General features: G+C 69.5%; 20 protein-coding genes. 16 read left to right on the forward strand and 4 right to left on the reverse strand.

The annotated features are described in order from the left end of the window. Positions 1–77 precede the first annotated feature (77 nt). Positions 78–533, forward strand: coding sequence for a hypothetical protein (locus PSR88_RS36035; protein WP_011598848.1), 456 nt, complete (start codon positions 78–80; stop codon positions 531–533). A gap of 17 nt (positions 534–550) precedes the next feature. Here the strand turns inward: PSR88_RS36035 and PSR88_RS36040 are convergent, their stop codons facing one another. From PSR88_RS36040 to PSR88_RS36050, 3 genes are all read right to left on the reverse strand, one after another. Next, on the reverse strand, positions 551–1,267 hold the full coding sequence (locus PSR88_RS36040) for an SRPBCC domain-containing protein (RefSeq protein WP_009480399.1): 717 nt from the start codon (positions 1,265–1,267) through the stop codon (positions 551–553). Between the two features lie 2 nt (positions 1,268–1,269). Further along, positions 1,270–1,896: an ArsR/SmtB family transcription factor gene (locus PSR88_RS36045; protein ID WP_011598849.1), complete on the reverse strand. Its 627-nt coding sequence runs from the start codon at positions 1,894–1,896 to the stop codon at positions 1,270–1,272. A 65-nt stretch (positions 1,897–1,961) separates the two neighbouring features. Further along, a complete protein-coding gene (locus tag PSR88_RS36050) occupies positions 1,962–2,888 on the reverse strand; it encodes a neutral zinc metallopeptidase (RefSeq protein ID WP_016880313.1) in 927 nt (308 codons plus the stop codon). 143 nt (positions 2,889–3,031) lie between these two features. Between PSR88_RS36050 and aspS the strand changes: the two genes are divergently transcribed. From aspS to aroB, 14 genes are all read left to right on the forward strand, one after another. Continuing rightward, complete coding sequence (aspS, locus tag PSR88_RS36055; protein WP_011598851.1) at positions 3,032–4,840, forward strand: aspartate--tRNA ligase; 1,809 nt, start codon at positions 3,032–3,034, stop codon at positions 4,838–4,840. A gap of 70 nt (positions 4,841–4,910) precedes the next feature. Next, complete coding sequence (locus PSR88_RS36060; RefSeq protein WP_011598852.1) at positions 4,911–5,882, forward strand: DUF389 domain-containing protein; 972 nt, start codon at positions 4,911–4,913, stop codon at positions 5,880–5,882. Next, positions 5,882–8,461, forward strand: a complete 2,580-nt coding sequence (locus PSR88_RS36065; protein WP_016880314.1) for a circularly permuted type 2 ATP-grasp protein — start codon at positions 5,882–5,884, stop codon at positions 8,459–8,461. The genes PSR88_RS36060 and PSR88_RS36065 overlap by 1 nt, the downstream gene beginning before the upstream one ends. Beyond that, positions 8,458–9,408, forward strand: a complete 951-nt coding sequence (locus PSR88_RS36070) for a transglutaminase N-terminal domain-containing protein (RefSeq protein WP_011598854.1) — start codon at positions 8,458–8,460, stop codon at positions 9,406–9,408. The genes PSR88_RS36065 and PSR88_RS36070 overlap by 4 nt, the downstream gene beginning before the upstream one ends. A gap of 65 nt (positions 9,409–9,473) precedes the next feature. Then, positions 9,474–10,649, forward strand: coding sequence for a phosphotransferase family protein (locus PSR88_RS36075; RefSeq protein WP_009480406.1), 1,176 nt, complete (start codon positions 9,474–9,476; stop codon positions 10,647–10,649). A 54-nt stretch (positions 10,650–10,703) separates the two neighbouring features. Next, positions 10,704–12,140 carry a replication-associated recombination protein A gene (locus tag PSR88_RS36080; protein ID WP_016880315.1) on the forward strand — a complete coding sequence of 479 codons (1,437 nt, stop codon included), beginning with the start codon at positions 10,704–10,706 and terminating at the stop codon, positions 12,138–12,140. A gap of 88 nt (positions 12,141–12,228) precedes the next feature. Beyond that, positions 12,229–14,901: an alanine--tRNA ligase gene (gene alaS / locus PSR88_RS36085; RefSeq protein ID WP_009480408.1), complete on the forward strand. Its 2,673-nt coding sequence runs from the start codon at positions 12,229–12,231 to the stop codon at positions 14,899–14,901. Between the two features lie 2 nt (positions 14,902–14,903). Beyond that, positions 14,904–15,440 (forward strand): Holliday junction resolvase RuvX, encoded by a 537-nt coding sequence (gene ruvX / locus PSR88_RS36090; protein ID WP_009480409.1) that lies wholly within the window; start codon positions 14,904–14,906, stop codon positions 15,438–15,440. Beyond that, positions 15,437–17,176 (forward strand): endolytic transglycosylase MltG, encoded by a 1,740-nt coding sequence (locus PSR88_RS36095; protein ID WP_016880316.1) that lies wholly within the window; start codon positions 15,437–15,439, stop codon positions 17,174–17,176. Before ruvX ends, PSR88_RS36095 begins: the two co-directional genes overlap by 4 nt. After that, on the forward strand, positions 17,166–17,993 hold the full coding sequence (locus PSR88_RS36100) for a shikimate dehydrogenase (RefSeq protein WP_011598857.1): 828 nt from the start codon (positions 17,166–17,168) through the stop codon (positions 17,991–17,993). The genes PSR88_RS36095 and PSR88_RS36100 overlap by 11 nt, the downstream gene beginning before the upstream one ends. A gap of 34 nt (positions 17,994–18,027) precedes the next feature. Then, a complete protein-coding gene (locus tag PSR88_RS36105) occupies positions 18,028–18,687 on the forward strand; it encodes a prepilin peptidase (RefSeq protein ID WP_011598858.1) in 660 nt (219 codons plus the stop codon). Positions 18,688–18,762: 75 nt separating this feature from the next. Then, the gene (gene aroC, locus PSR88_RS36110; RefSeq protein ID WP_009480413.1) at positions 18,763–19,950 is read left to right on the forward strand and encodes a chorismate synthase; all 1,188 of its coding nucleotides are present in this window, start codon (positions 18,763–18,765) and stop codon (positions 19,948–19,950) included. Positions 19,951–19,988: 38 nt separating this feature from the next. Beyond that, complete coding sequence (locus PSR88_RS36115; protein WP_005241678.1) at positions 19,989–20,495, forward strand: shikimate kinase; 507 nt, start codon at positions 19,989–19,991, stop codon at positions 20,493–20,495. A 65-nt stretch (positions 20,496–20,560) separates the two neighbouring features. Continuing rightward, a complete protein-coding gene (gene aroB, locus PSR88_RS36120; RefSeq protein WP_029537754.1) occupies positions 20,561–21,673 on the forward strand; it encodes a 3-dehydroquinate synthase in 1,113 nt (370 codons plus the stop codon). 87 nt (positions 21,674–21,760) lie between these two features. Here aroB and PSR88_RS36125 read toward each other — a convergent pair whose 3' ends face one another. After that, positions 21,761–22,507: a B-4DMT family transporter gene (locus PSR88_RS36125; protein WP_016880317.1), complete on the reverse strand. Its 747-nt coding sequence runs from the start codon at positions 22,505–22,507 to the stop codon at positions 21,761–21,763. A 135-nt stretch (positions 22,508–22,642) separates the two neighbouring features. Here PSR88_RS36125 and PSR88_RS36130 point away from each other — a divergent pair, with 135 nt between their 5' ends. Next, positions 22,643–23,746: an aminopeptidase P family protein gene (locus PSR88_RS36130; protein ID WP_009480416.1), complete on the forward strand. Its 1,104-nt coding sequence runs from the start codon at positions 22,643–22,645 to the stop codon at positions 23,744–23,746. Positions 23,747–23,779 lie beyond the last annotated feature (33 nt).

The raw sequence follows: 23,779 nt of genomic DNA on the forward strand, positions 1-23,779 counted from the left end.
GGATGAGTAACGCTCGCCGCCTTCCCGGAGACAAGGGGGAGAGAGGTTCGCCCGACGCGGACCGGCCGAGGAGCACCATGCCTGTGGGAGATCTGGTTGTCCGATCGGCGGTGGTGGGTTCGCTCGCCGTGGCCGCACTACTCGGTGCACCGGCCGCCGCCGGGGCGGATGCTGCGACGCTGACCCCCACCTACACGATCGGACACGGTCTGAACCCCGGCGACTTCAGCGTGTGCGGTGGGCGCATCGACGCCCACGCGTCATCCGGCTACCCGGAGCCGTACGGGCCGAACTACGTGCTGTTGACGACGTACTTCGTGGGCCCCTCCCGGGTCTGCATGGTCGACGGAACCCTGCATTGGCGCAACCTCGACACCGGTGCCTCCGGGACGAAGCAGTGGGCGTTGAGCGGATGGGACGGTCCGGGCGCGCCGACAGCCGTGTACTTCGATCCGGGGGCGGGCCGGGTCGGCATCGAGATCACCACGAGCACCCCGAACATTCCGGGTACGGGCGAGTTCACGGCGTCCTGAGCGCAGGTGCGGCGGGTTCAGGCGAACACGTTGGCCAGCCAGGACTTCCACGCGTCCTGCGACTTCTCCTGGTCGGCGCCCGCAGCGAACAGGTGGTGCGCCGCGTCGACCGTTCCGCCGAACGCGTTGCGGCCGTAGAACCGGTACAGCGCATCGGCGGTCCGGATGCCGATGAAGTGCGGCGTCAGGTAGTCGACGACACCGTCCACGGTGCCGAAACCGGGGACGTCCACGGACACGGCGTCGCCTGCGGCGGAGGCGTCGGTCAGACTTAGCGCGCCGCGGAGGGTGGCCATCGCGCCAGGACCGGTGGACGTGTCCGGGCCGGCGGTCGTGATGTAGGTGGCCGCGCGGCCGGCGAAGTACTGGACATACTGGCCGAGGCTGTGGAGGTAGAACGTGGTGTGCTTGTCGGCGCCGTCGTACTGCGCGTCCCAGTCGTCGGTGAAGATGCCGCTGTGGACGTAGCGCAGCGCCGCGGTGCCGCCGTCGCGAGCCTCGATGAGGTATTCGAGGGCGTTGAACCAGCCGCCCGGACCTTCCTGCCGCACGGCGAACTTCTGCGGCGGCTCCCACGCGACGACGGTGGGGTCGTCCGGTCCCTCGCTGCCCACACCGGGATCCAGTTCGGAGGGGAACATCCAGCCGCCGGTGCCGGTGGTGACGGCGGCGAACACCTCGTCCGGGCCGGCGTTCAGGACGACCTCGCGGCGAATCTCGAAGTTCTGGGACATGGCTAGCTCTCCTCGTGACGGTTGTCCGGTGACTTAGCTTGTGCAGGAGGTATTTTCAGGCTGGGGTGCAGTGCGACGACGAGCCGGTGCCTGCGTCCGTTCGGGGCGTTCTCGTCGTGGTACCGGGCCACCAGGTGCTTCACGGACTCGCCGAGTTCGTCGGCGAAGGCGGACCGGTCGGCTGCGGACGCGAACCGGATCTCGCTGTCGATCGCGTAGGTGGCCAGCGGCTGACGCGCCGCGGTGGCGCCGGCGATCAACTCGCCGACCTCACGCACCAGTCGCGCGGCCAGTGCCACCAGCCAACGGGCCGACAGTTGGTCCGGTGACCGGTCGGGATCGGGTGCGAGGGCGGCGAACGCGGCGGGGGAGATGACGTACGACGCCGCGGTGGCCTGGAAGACCCGCTCGGTGACGTTGCCCTTCTTGCGTTCCTCGACGAGTTCGACGAGGCCGTGCTCCTCGAGTGCCCGCAGGTGGTAGTTGGCCTTCTGCCGCGTCAATCCGACCGTCGCGGCGATGGAACTCGCCGAACCGGGTTCGGCTAGCGCCGCGAGCAACCGCGCCCGGACCGGGTCCAGGGAGATCTCCGCGGCGGCCGCCTGATCGATCACTGCTACGTCCAACATGCGTCAACTGTCGCACCGACAGCAAATTCTGTCAAGACAAAAATAATTGTCGGTGCGGTGATCGGTCAGCGCAGCGCGGGCGGGTTGTTCAGATCGCGCGCCGAATAGGTGTCGCAGGCCTGGACCTGACCGGTCCGGTACCCGGTGGCGAACCACTTCTGGCGCTGCTCCGAGGAGCCGTGCGTCCAGCCCTCCGGATTCACCCGAGCGCCCGCGGACTGCTGGATCCGGTCGTCACCGACCGACGAGGCGGCGGAGAGGGCGTCGTCGATGTCGGTGTCGGTGAGGGTGTTCAGGAACGGCGGCCCGCCGTCGGGGCCGGGGAGGCTGTCGGCGTAGTGGGCCCACACGCCCGCGTAGCAGTCGGCCTGCAACTCGGTTCGCACCGCGGCCGAGTCGGCGCCCCGCGGGTCGGCCTGCGCCCGCCCGATGTCGCCGAGCTGATTCTGGACGTGGTGGCCGAACTCGTGCGCCACGACGTACTCCTGCGCCAGCGGTCCGCCGCTGGAACCGAAACGGTCGACGAGGAGCTGGAAGAAGCTGGTGTCGAAGTACGCCGTCGAGTCCGCCGGGCAGTAGAACGGTCCGACCTCGCTGGTGGCGTTACCGCAGCCGGTGTTGACCGAACCGGAGAACAGCACGACCTCCGGCGGCACGTACGCGGTGCCGGTCTGTTTCGCGAGCTCCTGCTCCCACACGGAGTCGAGACTGCCTGCGGTGAACACCACCCGGCAGTTCACGTCGCGGTTGGCGTCCGCGCCGGTCTCGCAGCCGGCGAGGCCGGCGCCGGAATCCTGGTTGGCGGAATCGGTGGTGCCGCTGAGGCCGCCGAGCAGCGATCCGGGATCGCCGCCGAGGAGCAGTGCGAGGACCAGCACGATCAGGCCGCCGGCGCCGCCGCCCATCGCGAACTTGCCGCCGAGGCCGCCGCCGCCTCCGCCGCCGACCGACACCCGGCCGGAGTCCATTCGGGCGCCCTCGTTGAAGGTCATGTGTCGTCGCTTTCTCTGCAGTTTTCCGGTGCGTGCCGATCGAGCCTCGCACGTGAAGCGGGTATGCGTTTCCGCTCACGCACGGTGTCTCCGTAGGATCTCAGCCAACGAAGTAGCTTGCCCCATGTTTCGAAAGGAATCCCGTGCTGCGCACACATCTCGCCGGTTCATTGCGAGCCGAGCAGGCCCAGCAGACCGTAACCCTCACCGGTTGGGTTGCCAGGCGTCGTGATCACGGCGGGGTGATCTTCATCGATTTACGTGACGCGTCGGGTGTCTCCCAGGTGGTGTTCCGGGAGGGCGCCGCCGCCGAGCAGGCTCACCGTCTGCGCGCGGAGTACTGCGTCAAGGTGACCGGCGTGGTCGAGGTACGTCCCGAGGGCAACCAGAACTTCGAGATCCCCACCGGGGCCATCGAGGTCAACGTCACCGACCTCGAGGTCCTCAACGAGAGCGCACCGCTGCCGTTCCAGCTGGACGACCAGGCCGGAGAGGAAGCGCGCCTGAAGTACCGCTACCTGGACCTGCGCCGTGAGGGCCCCGGTCACGCCATCCGGTTGCGGTCCAAGGTCAACGCCGCGGCCCGAGCCGTGCTCGCGCACCACGAGTTCGTCGAGGTCGAGACGCCCACGTTGACGCGGTCGACGCCGGAGGGCGCCCGCGACTTCCTGGTTCCCGCGCGACTGCAGCCGGGCAGCTTCTACGCGTTGCCGCAGAGCCCGCAGCTGTTCAAGCAGCTGCTCATGGTCGGTGGCATCGAACGCTACTACCAGATCGCGCGCTGCTACCGCGACGAGGACTTCCGCGCGGACCGCCAGCCCGAGTTCACTCAGCTCGACATCGAGATGAGCTTCGTCAACCAGGACGACGTCATCCTCCTCGCCGAGGAGGTGCTGTCGTCGCTGTGGAAGCTGGTCGGGCACGAGATCAAGACGCCGATCGCGCGCATGACGTACGCGGAGGCGATGCGTCGCTACGGCTCCGACAAGCCGGACCTGCGCTTCGGCGTCGAACTGGTCGAGTGCGCCGAGTTCTTCAAGGACACCACGTTCCGGGTCTTCCAGCAGGAATACGTCGGCGCGGTGGTCATGCCCGGCGGTGCGAGCCAGCCGCGTAAGCAGCTCGACGCGTGGCAGGAATGGGCGAAGCAGCGCGGGGCCAAGGGCCTGGCGTACGTGCTCGTCGGCGAGGACGGCACGCTCGGCGGACCGGTGGCCAAGAACCTCACCGACACCGAGCGCGAGGGCCTCGCCGCGCACGTCGGGGCGAAGCCGGGCGACTGCATCTTCTTCGCCGCCGGCACCACCAAGTCGTCGCGTGCGCTGCTCGGTGCCGCGCGTGGCGAGATCGCCCGCAAGCAGAACCTCATCGACCCGGACGCGTGGGCGTTCGTGTGGGTCGTCGACGCACCGCTGTTCGAGCCGACCGCGGACGCCACCGCGAGCGGCGACGTCGCGCTCGGCTACAGCGCCTGGACGGCGGTGCACCACGCGTTCACCTCGCCCAAGCCGGAGTCGATCGACACGTTCGACACCGACCCGGGGTCCGCGCTCGCGTACGCCTACGACATCGTCTGTAACGGCAACGAGATCGGTGGCGGCAGTATCCGTATCCACCGCAAGGACATTCAGGAGCGAGTGTTCAAGGTGATGGGCATCTCCCACGAGGAGGCCGAGGAGAAGTTCGGCTTCCTGCTCGACGCGTTCGCGTTCGGCGCCCCGCCGCACGGCGGCATCGCGTTCGGCTGGGACCGCATCACCGCCCTGCTGGCCGGGGTCGATTCGATCCGCGAGGTCATCGCGTTCCCGAAGTCGGGCGGCGGCGTCGATCCCCTGACCAATGCTCCGGCTCCGATCACCGCGCAGCAGCGCAAGGAGTCCGGGGTGGACGCCAAGCCGGAGCCGAAGGGCGACGCCGCGTCGGCCAAGCCCGACGCACCCGCAGACAAGTAGGCGGGTCCGCCGGCGGTATCTGCCGGCGGAACTCGATTGACCGGACGACGCGGAACAGCCGGGGGACACGATGTTGCACCTGCGAGTGATCTGTCCGGCCGAGCGCACCGAGGACGTCCTCGGTGTGCTCGCCGCGGAACCCGGCGCCACCCACGTGGTGGTGCTGCGCGCCGCCGCAATCGACCCCGCCGGCGACGCGATCCAGACCGACGTGGCCCGCGAATCCGCGAACGACGTCATCGACGCGCTCGAGGCCCTGGGAATCGATCGCACCGGCGCGATCACGGTGGTGCCCGTCGAAACGGTGCTGTCGAAGTCCGCACACGACGCGGAGAAGGCGGCTCCGGGCGATCCCGCGGACAGCGTCGTGTGGGAGGAACTGGTCAGCCGGACGCGCGAGGAGTCGACACTCAACGGCACCTTCCTCGCGTTCCTCACCATCGCCTGCCTGCTGGCCGCGGTCGGTGTGGTGACCGACTCGCCGATCACCGTCGTCGGGGCCATGGTGGTGGGGCCGGAATTCGGCCCGCTCGCCGCACTCGCCGTCGCGCTGATGCGGCGCAAGCTCGGTCTGGCCCGGCGGTCGCTGATCGCCCTGCTCGTCGGTTTCCCGTTCGCGATGGCGGCCACGCTGGTCGCGACGCTGCTGATGGAGCGGGTCGGCTGGATGGAGTTCGAGAGCATCGAGTCCCTCGACCAGGTCGATTTCATCTACCGGGTCGGACCGCTCTCGCTGATCGTCGCGCTCCTCGCCGGCGCGGCAGGCATGCTCGCGCTCGTGTCCGCGAAGTCGGCGGCACTCGTCGGCGTGTTCATCTCGGTCACCACCGTTCCCGCGGCGGGATTCGCCGCCGTCGCGGTCACCGTGGGCGAATGGCGCGTCGCGGCGCTGGCGGCGCTGCAGCTCGGTGTCAACATGGTGGGCATCGTGATCGCAGGGGTTCTCGTTCTGGCACTGCGATTGCGCAGCGGCGGCGATCCCCGCCGGCTACTCGAGCAGGCGCGGAAAGAGCGGTCCGTGGCACAGAGGCGGAGGGCCTGATGATCGTGTCACCGCACGACGGCGCGGGCTACGACGAACTCTTCGGCGACGGCGGCGACGTCCGGGAACCGTGGGCGGAGCTGGCCCGGGACTTCACCGGCGGCGGGCCGGACTCCGTCCGCCGCCTGCAGTCCCGCATCCGGCTTCTCGTCGACAACCACGGGATCACCTACAACCCCCTCGACGGATCGGACGCCCCGACCGTGCCGCCGCGGTGGGAGATCGACGCGGTCCCGCTGATCGTCGCGGCCGAGGAATGGGAACAGCTCGCAGCGGGCTTCGTGCAGCGCTCCCGCCTCCTCGACGCGGTACTCGCCGATCTGTACGGACCGATGGCGCTCGTCCGGAGCGGCGCCGTGCCGGCCCGCACGGTGTTCGGGCACCCGGGGTACGTCCGTGCGGCGCACGGCATCACGGTGCCGGGCCGCCATCAACTGTTCCTGCACGGACTCGACGTCGGCCGCGGGGCCGACGGCACGTTCCACGCGCTGCGCGACCACACGCAGTCCCCGGCAGGCGCCGGTTACGCGATGGCGGATCGCCGCGTCGTCGCCCGCGCGATGCCCGGCATCTACGAGACCGTCGGCCCGCGTCCGCTGTCCTCCTTCGCCCAGTCGATGCGGCTCGCGGCGATCGACGCCGCCCCCGCGGGCACCGAAGACCCCCTGGTCGTCGTCCTCAGCCCCCGCACCCGGTCCGAGGCGGCATTCGATCAGGCGTATCTCGCGACCGTCCTCGGCTTCCCGCTGGTGGAGAGCGCCGACCTGGTGGTCCGCGACGGCCACGTGTGGATGCGCTCGCTCGGCAATCTGGAACGCGTCGACGTGATCGTCCGGCGGGTGGACGCCGACCTCGCCGACCCCCTCGACCTGCGCCCCGACTCCCGGTCGGGCGTGGTCGGGCTCGTCGAGGTGCTGCGACGGGGAGCGGTGACCGTCGTCAACCCCCTCGGCAGCGGAATCCTCGAGAACCCGGCCCTCACCAGGCTGCTCCCGGACCTGTGCCGTCGTCTCCTCGACGAGGACCTACTCCTGCCGTCGGTTCCGAGTTTCTGGGGTGGCGACCGGTCGGAGCTGTCGCACATCCTCGCGAACGCCTCGTCGATGGTGCTGCGCGCGGTGCACGGGGGGTCGCCGATCGTGCCAGCCGAGCTCGGTGCCGCTGACCGGGACACCCTGCTGGACCGGGTGCGGGCCGAACCCGAGCGGTGGGTCGGGCAGATCGTCCCGGACCCCTCGTATGCGCCCGCGGCCGACGGATCCGGCGACGTCTTCCTCGCACCGGTCGGGGTGCGGCTGTTCACCGTGGCGCAGCAGGTCGGATTCACCCCCATGGCCGGAGGTCTCGGCACGTCTCTCGTTCCCGGGGCCGAGCGCGGCGACCGGCGTCACGTCGGCGCGAAGGACGTCTGGATCCGGTTGGCCCAGCGCACCGCGTCCACCGATCCGGGGGACGCCGCCGACCGCGACGGGGAAGCCCTGCCCAGGTATGCGGCGACGACGTCCGACCTGATGACGTCGCCGCGCGCACTGACCGAACTGTTCTGGATGGGCCGGTTCGCCGAGCGCGCCGAGGGTGCGGCACGCCTGATGATCGCCGTCGGCGAGAAGTACCGCGACTACCGCCTGCGACCGTGGCTCGCGGGCGGCGGAAGCCTCCCGATCCTGCTCGACACGGTCCTGTTGGTCGCCGACGCCGGGAACCGCCCGGAGGAGCCCGGTCGCTGTGCCGAGTCCGGCTCGGATCCGGTCGCCGACCAGTTGCGGGTGCGCTCGGAGTTCCGTTCGCTGACGGTCGACCCCGGCCGGGACGGGTCGCTCGCGCACGCGGTCCGTGGCGTCGAGCAGGCCGCGCGGGCCGTGCGCGGGCAACTGTCCACCGACATCTGGGCCGTCCTCAGTTCCGTCGAACGCGCACTCGGACAGGTCGCCGCCGACACGGCCGACGACGGGTCCGTGCTGTTCGAGGCGCAGTCCGCAGTACTCGGTGGGATGCTCGCTCTGTCCGGAGTCGCCGCGGAATCGCTGGTCCGGGACACCGGCTGGCACGTCATGGACATCGGGAAGCGAATCGAGCGGGCAGCCACCCTGACCGCGCTCGTGGAGTCCACGCTGCGACGGAAGACGGACCCGGCGACCGAGCGGGCGGTGATCGAATCGCTCCTCGTCGCCACCGAGAGTTCCGTCGTCTATCGCCGCCGCAATCGGAGCATCCGCCCGGCCGCCGTGGCCGAGTTGCTGCTGTTCGACGTGAAGAACCCGCGGTCGCTGGCGTTCCAGCTCGAGGCGCTCCGTGCGAATCTGACCGCACTGCCGGACGCCTCGGGTGCGTCGCGTGCGGAGCGGCTCGTCGAGGACATGGTCAATACCGTGCGGCGCGTCGACCCTGCTCGACTCGAATCGGTCGACGCGACCGGGTCCCGGAAGGAGCTGGGTGAGCTGACGGCCACGATGCGCGCACTGCTGAGCGAACTGTCCGACGTGATGTTGAAAGGTCAGCTGTCGCTGCCGGGCGGCACCCAGCCGCTGTGGGGCAGCGGGACCACGTGGAGCGCCGCGCAGGGCGGGGTTCCCGCATGACCGACGTGTCGCCCCGCACAGACGAGGCAGCGGAACGGCCGGTGCTGCGCCGATACAGGATCACCCACCGCACCACGTACACGTACTCGGGGCCGGTGTCCTCGTCGTACGGCCGGGGTTATCTCCTGCCCCGCGACACCGAGGAACAGCGATGCGTGAGTTCCGTCGTCGACATCTCGCCGGTGCCCGCGGACCGTTCCACCGGGTCCGACGTGTACGGCAACCGGGACCTGTACTTCCAGGTGAGCACGCCGCACGAGGAACTGGTCGTGGCGGCCGAATCCGAGATCGAGGTCTACGGACCCGACAAGACCGGACTCGCCGCCGCACCCGCGAACGCGCCGTGGGAATTGTCCCGCCCCGTGGGAACCGAGGGGGCGATGGCGCAGGAGTTCGTGCTCGACCTCGAACCCCCCGAGATCAGCGACGCAGTCCGCGAGTACGCGGCGCCGAGTTTCCCACCGGAACGGCCCCTCGCCGACGCGGTGGTCGATCTCACCACGCGCATCCACCGCGACTTCCAGTACAAGTCGGGGTCGACGTCGGTCTCCACGCGCGTCGCGGAGGTGCTCGAGAAGCGGTCGGGGGTGTGCCAGGACTTCGCTCGGCTCGCCATCGCCTGCCTGCGCTCGCGGGGACTCGCGGCCCGGTACGTGTCCGGCTATCTGGCGACGCAACCGCCGCCCGGCAAGGAACGGATGATCGGCGTCGACGCCACCCACGCCTGGGCGGCCGTGTGGATGCCGGGGGACCGGTGGCTCGCCTTCGACCCCACCAACGACCAGCTCGTCGACGAGCGGTACACCGTGGTCGCGTGGGGCCGGGACTACGCGGACGTGCCGCCCCTGCGCGGTGTCATATACACAGAGGCACGAAACAGCACCATTGCGGTGTCGGTTGACGTGGCGCCGATCGAAGTGCTCGCGCCGGATCAGCCGAAATGCTGAAATTCATCCGGGCTTCCGGTGGAGGACTCGATGATCCGTGTCACTAGCAGGTAAGTTGGTCCGCGATGACTGCAATACTGGCAGACCCCGTTTCAGAGGTAGTTGCCGCAGCCGAGAAGCTGCTCACCCGTCGCACAGGGGCACCCGTGACACTGGTGGATCCCGTGGATCTCGGCGGTAGTGGCCGCACCATCGTGCTCCGTGTGCGCGTGGCGGAGAATCCGTTCTCCCTTCCGCGGACGTTGGTGATCAAGCAGGTCCGCGAGGAGTCCGGGGTGTCCGGCGCGCGGGCCGTCGATCCCGACGATCTCACCGGCGACAGCCGCAGCGCCTTCCTCCGGGAGGCCGTCTCGTACCAGTTCGCCACGGCGCTGGCGACGGACAGCCGCCCCGGAGCCGAACTGCTCGCATCCGACCTCGACGCCCGGCTCCTCGTGCTCAGCGACCTCGGGGACGCCACCCCGATCAGCGCCCTGCTCGAGCACTCCGACTCCGACACCGTCACCAACACCCTGATGGCGATGGCCCAGGCGCTCGGCCGCATGCACGCGGCCACCGTGGGCCGCGAGGAAGACTTCACCGCCCTGCTGCGCCGCGCCGAGGTGGCGCACTGCGACGACACCGTGGCCGAGCAGGTGGAGCGTGCGGTGCCCGCCGTGCCCGGCCTGCTGTCCGAGATCCTCCGCGTCGACGTCTCCCCGGACCTGACCGATCAGGTGGCGCGTGCCGCGAAGCTGTTCGAGAGCGGCCGCTTCCGGGCGTTCAGCCCGTCCGACCTGTGCCCGGACAACATCATCGTCAACGACGAGGGCGTGCGGTTCCTCGACTACGAGTGGGGCGGTTTCCGCGACGCCATGCTCGACATCGCGTACGCGCTGGTCTCGTTCCCCGGCTGCCTGTGCAGCATCGAACTGTCCGAGGACCGGACGCAGGCGATGATCGAGGCCTGGCGTGCGGAGGTCGTGGGGATGTGGCCTGCGCTCGCCGACGACAACGTGCTCGCCGCCCGCATGGTCGAGGCGCAACTGATCTGGGTGTGGCTCAGCACCTACCTGTTCCTGCCGGAGAACCACACGCGCATCGCGGCCGTCCGCGAACACCACCTGTCCGTGCCGCGGTCCGAGGCGCTGACCCAGCGCTGGGACAAGCTGGCCCGCTCGGCCGATCACGCCGGGAACACGGTGGTCGCCCACCACGCCCGCGTCATCGCCGACAAGATCCGGGGACTGTCCGTCGGCTGACCCGCGGTCCGGCCGGACTGGGTCCGACGGTGCGGTTCCAGTAGCGTCGAACTTGTGAGCGATCTTTTCGGTTCGGATGTCGGCGAGGACGAGTCGGCAGGCCTGTTCGAGACGGCGCAGCCCGACGAGGCGGCATCGGCCCCGCGATCGGTTCCCGGTCCCGTGTCGGTCGACCACCACGCACCGCTGGCCGTGCGCATGCGTCCCCGGACGCTCGGTGAGGTGGTCGGGCAGCAGCATCTCCTGGGCCCCGGTGCGCCGCTGCGGCGCCTCGTGGAGGGGTCGGGGGCCGCGTCCGTCCTGCTGTACGGTCCGCCCGGCACCGGCAAGACGACGCTGGCGTCGCTGATCTCGGGGGCCACCGGCCGCCGCTTCGAGGCACTGTCCGCGTTGTCCGCCGGGGTGAAGGAAGTGCGCGGCGTCATCGAACTGGCCCGCCGCCGCCTGCTCGCGGGCGAGCAGACGGTGCTGTTCATCGACGAGGTGCACCGCTTCTCGAAGACCCAGCAGGACGCCCTGCTGGCGGCAGTGGAGAACCGGATCGTGCTCCTCGTGGCCGCCACCACCGAGAATCCCTCGTTCTCCGTGGTGTCCCCGCTGCTGTCCCGCTCACTCGTCCTGCAACTGCAGTCGCTGACGGCGGACGACATCGAGAACCTCCTGGAGCGGGCCCGCACCGACGAGCGGGGTCTCGGCGGGGAAATCGAGATCGCGGGTGACGCGATGGACCATCTGGTGCGCCTCGCGGCCGGCGACGCCCGCCGGGCGCTCACCGCGCTCGAGGCGGCGGCGGGCGCTGCGCTCGACCAGGCCGGTGACGCGGACCGTCCGGTGCTGCTGGACCTCGCGACCGTGGAGGCGAGCGTCGACAAGGCGGCCGTCCGCTACGACCGCGACGGCGATCAGCACTACGACGTGATCAGCGCCTTCATCAAGTCGATCCGCGGTTCGGACGTCGACGCCGCCCTGCACTACCTGGCCCGGATGCTCACGGCGGGCGAGGACCCCCGCTTCATCGCGCGGCGGCTGGTGGTCCATGCCAGCGAGGACATCGGGATGGCCGACCCCACCGCATTGCAGACCGCGACCGCCGCCGCGCAGGCAGTACAGCTGATCGGGATGCCCGAGGCCCGCCTGGCCCTCGCCCAGGCCACGATCCACCTCGCGACCGCACCCAAGTCGGGGGCCGTCATCGCGGCGCTCGGTGCCGCGATGGCGGATGTCGCGGCCGGAAACGCCGGGCTCGTCCCGCCGCACCTGCGCGACGGCCACTACGCGGGGGCCGCGAAACTCGGCAACGCCGTCGGGTACCGCTATCCCCACGATCATCCCGACGGGGTACTGGCGCAGCAGTATCCGCCGGACGAGCTGGTCGGTGTCGACTACTACCAGCCCACCACTCACGGCGGTGAGCGGGACATCGCGGGGCGTGTGGACAAATTGCGCGCCATCGTCCGCGGCACGAACCGTCAGGGTGGCCGGTTAAGCTGAATGTTGCCGAACTGCGCGGTGGACGCGTGGTTCGCTCAGCTTGTTCGACCCATCGTTGCCCTCGAGACAGACAATAAGGATCACTGACGTGCAGACCCACGAGATTCGCCGGCGCTTCCTCGACCATTTCGTCAAGGCAGGCCACACCGAGGTACCCAGCGCCTCGCTGATTCTCGACGATCCGAACCTGCTGTTCGTCAACGCCGGGATGGTGCAGTTCGTGCCGTTCTTCCTCGGCCAGCAGACGCCGCCGTACCCGAGGGCGACCAGTGTCCAGAAGTGTGTGCGCACCCTCGACATCGAGAATGTGGGCATCACCACACGGCACAACACGTTCTTCCAGATGGCCGGCAACTTCTCGTTCGGCGACTACTTCAAGCGCGACGCGATCAAGCATGCGTGGGCGCTGCTGACCTCGAGCGTCGACGACGGGGGTTACGGCTTCGATCCCGAGCGCATCTGGGTGACGGTCTACCTCGACGACGACGAGGCCCGCGACATCTGGCGCGACGAGGTCGGCGTTCCCGAATCGCGGATCCAGCGCCGCGGCATGGCCGACAACTACTGGTCCATGGGCATTCCCGGCCCCTGCGGCCCGTGCTCGGAGATCTACTACGACCGCGGCCCCGAGTACGGCAAGGAAGGCGGCCCGGAGGCCGACGAGGACCGCTACATCGAGATCTGGAATCTCGTGTTCATGCAGAACGAGCGTGGCCTCGGCATCAGCAAGGACAACTTCGAGATCCTCGGCCCGCTGCCGAAGCAGAACATCGACACCGGCATGGGTGTCGAGCGCGTCGCGTTCCTGCTCCAGGGCGTCGACAACGTGTACGAGACCGACCTCGTGCGCCCGGTCATCGCGAAGGCCGAGGAACTGTCGGGCCGCAAGTACGGCGCCGTCCACGACGACGACGTGCGCTTTCGGGTCATCGCCGACCACGCGCGCACCGCGGCGATGCTCATCGCCGACGGCGTGAACCCCGGCAACGACGGGCGCGGCTACGTCCTGCGCCGCCTGCTGCGGCGCATCGTCCGGTCCGCGAAGCTGCTCGGCGCCGACAAGCCCAGCATGCGTGAGTTCATCACCGTCGTCCGCGACACGATGGCGCCGTCCTACCCGGTCCTCGACACCGACTTCGGCCGCATCGAGACGGTCGCGGTGGGGGAGGAGACCGCGTTCCTCAAAACCCTCACGTCCGGCTCGAAGCTGTTCGAAGGCGCCGCCGAGTCGGTGAAGGCGTCCGGCAAGTCGACGATCGGCGGCGACCAGGCGTTCGCGCTCCACGACACGTACGGCTTCCCGATCGATCTGACCCTGGAGATGGCGGCCGAGGCCGGCCTGACCGTCGACGAGGAGGGCTTCCGCACGCTGATGGCGGAACAGCGGCAGCGCGCGAAGGACGACGCCCAGGCCCGTAAGCACGCGCACGCCGACCTGACCGTCTACAAGGAACTCCTCGACCGCGGACCCACCGAATTCACCGGATTCCACGAATTGGTCTCCGAGGCACATGTTCTCGCGCTGATCTCGCAGGGGCAGCGGGTCCCCGTCGCGACGGCGGGCCAGGACGTCGAGGTCATCCTCGACCGCAGCCCCCTGTACGCGGAGGCGGGTGGCCAGATCGCCGACCTCGGTACCCTCACCGGCCCGGGCCTGCGGGTGAAGGTCAACGACGTCCAGAAGATCGCCAAGAAGCTGTGGGTCCACAAGGTGACCGTGCAGGAGGGTCAGCTCACCGAGGGTGACGTCGTGCTCGCGCAGGTCGACGCCGCGTGGCGCAAGGGTGCCACGCAGGGGCATTCCGGCACCCACATGGTGCACGCCGCGCTGCGACAGGTGCTCGGCCCCAACGCGGTTCAGGCCGGCTCGCTGAACAAGCCGGGCTACCTGCGTTTCGACTTCTCCTGGCAGGGCGCGCTGACGGAAGCGCAGAAGCAGGACATCGAGGTCGTCGCGAACGAGGCGGTGGCCGCCGACTACTCGGTGAACACGTTCGTCACCGATCTCGACAAGGCGAAGTCGATGGGCGCGATGGCGCTGTTCGGCGAGAACTACGGCGACGAGGTGCGGGTCGTCGAGATCGGCGGACCGTTCTCGATGGAGCTGTGTGGTGGAACTCACGTGGGCAGCTCCTCGCAGATCGGCAACGTCACCCTGCTCGGTGAGCAGTCCGTCGGTTCCGGTGTGCGCCGCGTCGAGGCATACGTCGGGCTCGATTCGTACCGCTACCTGGCCAAGGAACGCGCGCTCCTCGCCGGTCTGTCGTCGTCGCTGAAGGTGCCCTCGGAAGAAGTGCCTGCCCGCGTCGAGGCGCTGGTGGAGCGACTCCGGGTGGCGGAGAAGGAACTCGAGCAGACCCGCGCGCAGGCGGTTCTCGCCGCGGCGGGCACGTTCGTCGACAAGGCGCAGAGGGTCGGGCCGGTGCTGCTGGTCGCGGATTCCGCCCCGGCCGGTGTCGGCGGCAACGACCTGCGTGGGCTCGTCACCGACATCCGTGGCCGGTTCGGCACCCAGCCCGCCGTGGTCGCGCTGCTCGGCGACGTCGACGGCAAGGTTCCGTTCGTGGTGGCCGTGAACAAGGCGGCACAGGAACTCGGCCTGGCGGCCGGCGACCTCGTGAAGGGATTCGGTCCGAAGATCGGCGGCCGCGGAGGCGGAAAGGCCGACATGGCACAGGGCTCCGGTTCGGACACCAGCGGAATTGCGGCTGCCCTCGACGCAGTCCGGGGACAAGTGGCGGACAAGGTGGGGAGCCAGTAGCGGTGGATCACGCGGAACAGGGTCCGGATCGACCGGGAGTCGACGACCCTGGGCGTGGTCGGCGCATCGGCATCGATGTGGGCAGCGTCCGGATCGGGGTCGCGTCGAGCGACCCCGACGGGATCCTCGCCACCCCCGTGGAGACGGTGCCCCGGTCCAAGGAACGGGGACCCGACGCGCCGGATATCCGGCGCATTGCCGACATTGTCGAGGAATACGAGGCCGTGGAGGTTATCGTCGGTCTGCCGCAGACCTTGCGGGGTGAACGGGGGAAGGCCGCCTCGATCGCTACTGTGTTCGCGAAGCGATTGCGAAGGAAGGTCGACCCGATACCGGTGCGGATGGCGGACGAACGTCTGACGACCGTCACTGCCGCGCGGGCGCTTCGCGAGAGCGGTGTCAGTGCGAGGGGCCAGCGTCCTGTGATCGACCAGGCTGCGGCGGTGGCGATCTTGCAGGGATGGTTGGACGAGCGGAGCAGGTCGGTGAATGCAGGGGATTCAGGTGGGGACGCGCAGCTACCGGAGGGGGGCCAGTGAGCAATCATCGGCGACCCGCAGGTGAGCGACCCGAATTCCAGTACGTCCCGCGCGAACCCCGACGGCACCGCTACCTCGACGAGGACGACGACCAGGTCGACTACGCGCCGCCCCCCGAGGACGACGACGTCGTCACCACGGGGCGCCACGCGGTGGTGTACGACGACCGTGACGTCGACGAACCCCCCGCCCACTACACGGAGCCGGTGTTCGAGCAGCCGGTGTACGAGGACCCGGTGTACGAGGACCCGGTGTACGAGGACCCGGTGTACGAGCAACCGTTCGTCCCCGAGCCCGTCTACGAGGACGGATACGGTCCCCGTTCGTACGGCGACGCCCGCGCCTACCGGGAACCGGCAGCCGACGACCACGCGTACGACGAGCCCGCCTACGTCGAAGAGCCCGCGTACGTCGACGAGCAGTACGGTTCCCACACCCATCCCGACGACCGCTACGACACACCGCCCGACCAGCCCGATGTCGCGTTCGCGGAGGCCGAGACACAGATAATCTCGGCGATCCCCGAGGAGATCCCGCCGACTCGCGCCCACGCCCGGACGCAGGCCCGCCGGCGCAAACAGGCCACAGGACGCACACGCCGAGGCAAGCTGTTCGGCGCCCTCGCAGCCGCGACGGTCCTGACAGTGCTGATCGGCATCGTGTTCGTCGGCGGCAGGATGTTCTTCGGCGGTCCCGACGCCCCTGCGGACTACGCGGGCCCGGGTGGTCCCGACGTGGTCGTGCAGGTTCATCCCGGCGACACCGCGGAGGAGATCGCCTCCACTCTGGCCGAGCGGGACGTCGTCGCCAGCGGATCGGCCTTCTTCAACGCCGCGGTCCAGAGCAACGCGATGAACTCGGTGCAACCCGGCTTCTACAGCCTCCCGACCCAGATTCCGGCGGATGACGCCGTGCAGGAACTGATCGACCCCACCTCCCGCGTCGGGCAGATGATCATCTCCGAGGGCAGGCAACTCCACGACACCACCGATGTGCAGACCGGGGCCAAGAAGAAGGGGATCTACACCCTGATCTCCGAGGCCAGTTGTATCGGTGAGGCCGGCCAGGAGCAGTGCATCGGTTACGACGACCTCAACGCCGCCGGTGCAGGCGACCTGTCCGCGCTCGGGGTTCCCGACTGGGCGAAGGACGCGGTCGCCGGTGTTCCGGACCGGGATCGTCAGCTCGAGGGCCTCATCGCCGCGGGCAGCTGGGATTTCGATCCGACCGCCGGTCCCGCCGCCATTCTCCAGAGGCTGGTCACCGAGAGTTCCGCGAGCTACGAGAAGACCGGGATCCTCACCGCGGGCGACCAGGTCGGACTCACGCCGTACAAGATGCTGATCGCGGCGTCCCTGGTGGAACGGGAGGCGATGCCGGACGACTTCTCCAAGGTCGCTCGCGTCATCCTCAACCGGCTCGCCGTCAACCAGGCGTTGCAGTTCGACTCGACGGTCAACTACGCGCTCGACACGACCGAACTGGCCACCACCGACGCCGACCGCGCACAGGTGACACCCTGGAACACGTACGCGAGCCCCGGTCTACCCGCGACGCCGATCTCCTCGCCCAGCATCGGGGCGTTGCAGGCCGTCGAACAACCGGCACCGGGCGACTGGATCTACTTCGTGACGGTCGATTCGAAGGGCACCACCCTGTTCACGAAGAGCTACGACGAACACCTGGCCAATATCGACCAGGCTCTGAACAACGGGATTCTCAACAGTGGACGATGAAGTGGTGACCGCACGCAAAGCTGCGGTGCTGGGCAGCCCGATCGCGCATTCGCGCTCGCCGCAATTGCACCTCGCGGCGTATCGGGCGCTCGGTCTCACCGGGTGGACGTACGACCGGATCGAGTGCGACGGGGAGCGACTGCCCGGCCTGGTGTCCGGGCTCGGCCCGGAATGGGTCGGGCTGTCCGTCACGATGCCGGGCAAGATCGCCGCACTCGAATTCGCGTCCGAGCGCACCGAACGGGCCGTGGTGATCGGCTCCGCGAACACCCTCGTCCGTATCGAGGGTGGCTGGCGTGCCGACTGCACCGACGTCGACGGGGTCAGCGGTGCTCTCATCGCGGGTGGTGTCGGAACCATCGCGGGCACCGAGGCGGTCGTCGTCGGCGCCGGGGGAACGGCCAGACCCGCGCTCGTGGCGCTCGCCGACATGGGCGTGAAATCGGTGACCGTGGTGGCACGCGACGCGGGTCGCGCGGCAGGTGCACTGGGGTGCGCGGAATCGGTGGGACTCGACGTCCGGTTGCTCGGCTTCGACAGCCCGGAACTCGGTGCTCGGTGCGCGTCGGCCGCCGCGCTCGTCAGCACCGTTCCCTCCGCCGCGATCACCGAGTACGCGGACATTCTCGGGCGGGCGCCGTTCGTGCTCGACGCGATCTACGATCCGTGGCCGACCCCGCTGGCAGCGGCCGTCGAGGCGGCGGGCGGCACCGTTGTCGGCGGACTCTCGATGCTCCTGCACCAGGCGTTCGGGCAGGTCGAGCAGTTTACCGGTCGCCCGGCGCCGCGCGAGGCGATGGCGGCCGCTCTGGGCTAGTAGTCCACAGGCCGGACCGCCATCCACAGGTCGATTGTCGTGCCAGGTCACGGTGATCGACACGGTGATCCGGTCACGCATGCTGCTCGGTATGTGGTGGCTGATCGTGGCGAGTGTGGTGGCAGGTGCGGGTGCGGGATGGGCAGCCCGCCGGACGGCCGGCCTGTTCGTGGGCACGGTGCGGGCGGGCTGGTGTGAGGCGGTGTGCGCTGTCGGCGTCCCCGCCACGGTCTGGGCCGGTACCACCGCATCCACACCGGGGGTGCTGCCGTGTGCGCTCGCGTTCTGGTGGTGGTGTGTGAGTCTCGCCGCCACCGACCTGTGTGCGCGGAAGCTGCCGAACCTGCTGACCCTGCCCGGCTTCCTCGCGATCGTCGGCGTCGGCGCTGCGACCGGATCCGCGGCCACAGCCGTGATCGGCGGGTTCCTGTTGGCGTCGGCGTATCTCGCCCTGTACCTCGGCGCCCCCGGGGCGGTCGGTGCGGGTGACGTGAAACTCGCCCTCGGGGTGGGCGCAGCCGCCGGGCTCGCCGGGGGAGAAGCCTGGGTGCTCGCGGCGGGGCTCGCGCCGGCGCTGACAGCGCTGGTGGGCTGCATCGTTCTCGCCCCCCGGGGTTCGCCGCCGCCGCTCCCTCACGGCCCCGCCATGTGTGCCGCGACACTGGTTGCGCTGTTCGCCGCGCACGTCACCTGAACGAGTCCGCGCCCGGCACACGGTTGGGAGGACCACCGTCACTGCCGGGCGCGGCGACATGGAAGGATATTGGGCGTGCTGCGCTGGATAACTGCCGGAGAATCCCATGGTCCCGCCCTCGTCGCGATGCTCGAGGGGATGGTCGCGGGCGTCGAAGTGACGTCCGAGGACATCTCGACCCAACTCGCGCGACGCCGTCTCGGCTACGGCCGCGGCGCGCGGATGAAGTTCGAGGCCGACAAGGTCACCATCGTCGGTGGTGTGCGCCACGGGCGGACACTCGGCGGACCGATCGCCGTCGAGGTGGGTAACACGGAGTGGCCCAAGTGGGAAACCATCATGTCCGCGGACCCGGTGGACGCCGAACTGCTCGCCGACCAGGCGCGGAATGCGCCACTGACCCGCCCGCGCCCCGGTCACGCCGACTACTCGGGCATGCTCAAGTACGGATTCGACGACGCCCGCCCGGTTCTCGAACGCGCGAGCGCACGCGAGACCGCGGCACGGGTCGCGGCCGCGACTTTCGCCCGCAGTTTCCTCCGCCAGGTGTTCGGCGTGGAGGTGTTGTCCCACGTGATCTCCATCGGCGCGTCCGACCCGTACGTCGGCCCCGAACCCACCGCGTCGGATCTGGCGGCGATCGACGCCAGCCCGGTACGCGCCTTCGACAAGGCCGCCGAGGAATCGATGATCGCCGAGATCGAGGCGGCCAAGCGTGACGGCGACACCCTCGGCGGGGTCGTCGAGGTCGTCATCCACGGTCTCCCTGTGGGTCTCGGATCGTTCATCAGCGGCGCGGACCGCCTCGACGCCCGTCTCGCGTCCGCCCTGATGGGCATTCAGGCCATCAAGGGTGTCGAGGTCGGCGACGGCTTCGAGACCGCGCGCCGTCGCGGCAGCCAGGCGCACGACGAGATGCGTCCGGGCCCGGACGGAATCCTGCGTTCGACCAACCGCGCGGGCGGCCTCGAGGGCGGCATGACCAACGGGGAGGCGCTCCGCGTGCGCGCGGCGATGAAGCCGATCTCGACGGTCCCGCGCGCGCTGGCCACCGTCGACATGTCGACCGGTGAGGAAGCCGTGGCCATCCACCAGCGGTCCGACGTGTGCGCGGTGCCCGCGGCCGGTGTCGTGGCCGAGGCGATGGTGGCGTTGGTCGTCGCCCAGGCGGCACTCGAGAAGTTCGGGGGCGACTCGGTTGCCGAGACGACCGCCAACTACGAGCGCTACGCGTCGGGCGTCGCAGCCCGGCTCGCGCGATGACCACCCGGTCTGCCGTCGCATCGGGGCGGTGACGGATGATGGCACCGAAAGCCGTGCTCGTCGGCCCCCCGGGCGCGGGTAAGTCCACGATCGGGCGGCGCCTCGCGCAGGCCCTGGACCTTCCGTTGTTCGACACCGACGTGGCGGTCGAGGAAGAGGCGGGACGCACGATCGCCGAGATCTTCGTCCAGGAGGGCGAACCCGCCTTCCGTGCCCTCGAGGAAGAGATCGTCCGGAAGGCCATCGAGAGCCACGAGGGGATCGTGTCGCTCGGCGGTGGATCCATCCTCTCCGAGCGGACCCGGGAATTGTTGAAGGGCCACACCGTGATCTATCTCGAGATCAGCGTGGCCGAGGGGCTCAAGCGCACGGGGACCAACACCGCGCGCCCCCTTCTCGCCGGTGGCGACCCCCGCCAGAAGTACACCGAGTTGATGCGCAAGCGCCGACCGCTGTACCGGCAGGTGGCGTCCATCCGGATACGCACGGACGGGCGGAGTCCCGCCCGCGTGGTGCAGCAGCTGGTGGCGAAACTCGCCGAGTGATCGGCGGCCCCGGCGGAACAGAGACATCCGAGAATCTCGGACAAGACGGAGCGGAGCAGCAGACAGTGACCGAACCGGTACGCGTACAGGTGCAGACGGCGAACCCCTACCCGGTCATCATCGGGCGCGGATTGCTCGGCGAGCTGGTGGACGAACTCACCGGCACGAGGACGGTGGCGATCTTCCATCAGCCGCCGCTGGCCGAGACGGCGGAGGCGGTGCGCGCGGCGCTCGCCGAAAAGGGAATCGATGCGCACCGCATCGAGATTCCGGACGCGGAGGACGGCAAGGATCTGGCCGTGGCCGGATTCTGCTGGGAGGTCCTCGGCCGTATCGGGCTGACCCGCAGCGACGCCGTGGTCAGCCTGGGCGGTGGCGCGGCCACCGACCTCGCCGGGTTCGTCGCGGCGACGTGGATGCGCGGTGTGCGCGTGATCCACGTGCCCACGACGTTGCTCGCGATGGTGGATGCGGCGGTCGGCGGCAAGACCGGCATCAACACCGAGGCCGGCAAGAACCTGGTGGGCTCGTTCCACGAGCCGTCGGCGGTGCTGATCGACCTGGCGACGCTGGAGACGGTGCCCCGCAACGAGATCGTCGCCGGAATGGCGGAGGTCGTGAAGACCGGCTTCATCGCCGACCCGGTGATCCTGGACCTCATCGAGAAGGATCCCGAGGCCGCCCTGGACCCGACGGGAACCGTTCTGCCCGAACTGATCCGGCGGTCCGTGGAGGTCAAGGCCAAGGTCGTGGCCGCCGATCTGCGCGAGTCCGATCTGCGGGAGATCCTGAACTACGGGCACACCCTCGGGCACGCGATCGAGCGGCGTGAGCGTTACCGCTGGCGCCACGGTGCGGCGGTCGCCGTCGGGCTCGTGTTCGCGGCGGAGCTGGGGCGTCTGGCGGGGCGCCTGGACGATGTGACGGCGGACCGGCACCGCACCATCCTGGAACTGGTGGGTCTGCCCACCACGTACGACGCGGACGCGTTCGGCCAGTTGGTCGAGGGGATGCAGACCGACAAGAAGAACCGGGCGGGCGTTCTGCGGTTCGTCGTGCTCGACGGGCTCGCGAAGCCGGGGCGGCTCGAGGGCCCGGACCCGTCTCTGCTCGTGGCCGCGTACTCCGCGGTGGCGCGGGAGGAGAAGCCGGGCACCGGTGGTGCCGTCCTGCTGTGACGTAGCGGCACGAAGCGAGACGCGGCGGTGTGAGCGAGTGCGCTCACACCGCCGCGTCGTCTGTCGGTGTGGTGAAGCCGAGAGGTGTTACTCGCCGCGGCGAGGGTCGTCGGTGGTGCGCTTCCCGAGGTCCACAGGGTCCTGCCACGCGGTGTCCGCACCCTGCGGCTGATCGAGGTCGGACGTGTCCTCACGGTAGTTGTGCACCGGTTCGAAGACGGCCGTGTCGGCGTCGGAACCGGCGTAACCGGTGTCCGCGGTCTGCTCGTAGGCCTGGCCGGGATAGTTCTGTCCATAGCCCTCGTCGTCGGCGACGGCTGCTGCTGCGGTTCCCCCCGCTGCGGCCCCTGCGGCCGTTCCGGCGCCGCGCGCCGCCGGGTGACGCTCGCTGCGGTCCTTCTCCGTCTTCCTGGACTCGCGGCTGACGAAGAACCGGCCGAGGAACACGGCGAGCATGGCAGGCACGAAGATCAGCAGGACCGTGAACGCGGCCCCGGACGTGATCTCGAAGAAGAACGAGTTCTGGGTGACGTTGAGGGACGGAATCAGGTTGGCCAGCCAGCTCCCCACACCCGCCACGATGCCGCCGAGCAGGGCCGCCTTCAGCCACAGCATCGTCAGGTCGGCGCCGTCCTCCGGCTCGGGGTTCCGGCGACGGTCCCGGATGCCGTCGATGCCGGCCCAGATCAGCGCCACGAACACGACGACCAGCAGTGCGAGCCATCTCAGAGCGGATCCCTGAAGGGGCCACTGTGTGATCGACACACCGAGGATCACACGAACGAAAACATGTATCAGGGCCATGCCGAGGCCGCGTACCACCCACGCATTCATGGGCACAGCGTAACGAGCGGGTTTTCACCCGTGTGGTCTAACCCACACGGCGCGCTCTGAAACCCGTTCTCGCCACCGGACGGGTGCCGTCGATCCGCGCCCTCCGGGTGGCGATTTGCCGGTACGTTTGACGACATGCCTGCTGATCATGGTTCGCGGCGCGCGGCGCTGCGCGCGGCCCTCGCCGCCCGGGATCTCGACGCACTTCTGGTGACGAATCTGGTGAACATCCGCTATCTCACCGGGTTCACCGGATCCAACGCAGCCCTGCTCGTGCACGCCGCCGACGCCGAGGGGGCCGAGGAGCGCACCGTCATCTGCACCGACGGCCGCTACCTCACGCAAGTCGGGGAACAGGTTCCCGATCTGCGCGCCGAGATCGCCCGCGCCAGCGCCGCGCACCTCATCGAATCGGTGGGACGGCGGAGCCCGTCCTCGCTGGCGTTCGAGAGCCACGTCGTGACGGTGGACGAGTTCGCGGCCTGGTCGGTGCTCGCGCCGGACGCGCGGCTCGATCCCGTTCCGGGTCTCGTCGAGGAACTGCGGATGGTGAAGGACGATTTCGAGGTCGGATTGCTGCGGGCGGCGTGCACGGCCGCCGACTCCGCGCTCGCCGACCTGATCGAACGTGGTGGCCTCCGCCCTGGACGCACCGAGAAGGAGGTGGGCCGGGAACTGGAGGCGCTGATGCTCGCGCACGGCGCCGACGGCATCTCGTTCGAGACCATCGTCGCGGCCGGCGCCAACTCGGCGATCCCGCATCACCGCCCCACCGAGGCAGTCCTCGCCGGCGGCGACTTCGTGAAGCTGGACTTCGGCGCCGAGGTCGGCGGATACCACTCGGACATGACCAGAACGTACGTCCTGGGGCAGGCCGCCGACTGGCAACGGGACGTGTATGCGCTGGTCGCGCGGTCGCAGGAGGCCGGGCGGGACGCGCTGCGCCCGGGCGCCGAGGTGTCCGCCGTGGACGGTGCCGCCCGCCGGGTCATCGAGGACGCGGGCTACGGGGAACTGTTCCTGCACGGGCTCGGACACGGCGTCGGCCTGGAGATCCACGAAGCTCCGGGAATCGGCAAGCTCGGCACCGGTACACTTCTGGACGGTGCGGCGGTGACCGTCGAGCCGGGCGTGTACTTCTCCGGGCGCGGAGGCGTGCGGATCGAGGACACGCTCGTGGTTCGTGAGCAGGGACCGGAGCTGCTCACACTCACCACCAAAGACCTGACTGTCGTGTAGACGGTTTCGACCTTATCGAGGAGACGCGAAGCA

It is taken from the genome of Rhodococcus sp. DK176, assembly GCF_038447315.2.
GTDB lineage: Bacteria > Actinomycetota > Actinomycetes > Mycobacteriales > Mycobacteriaceae > Rhodococcus_F > Rhodococcus_F jostii_A.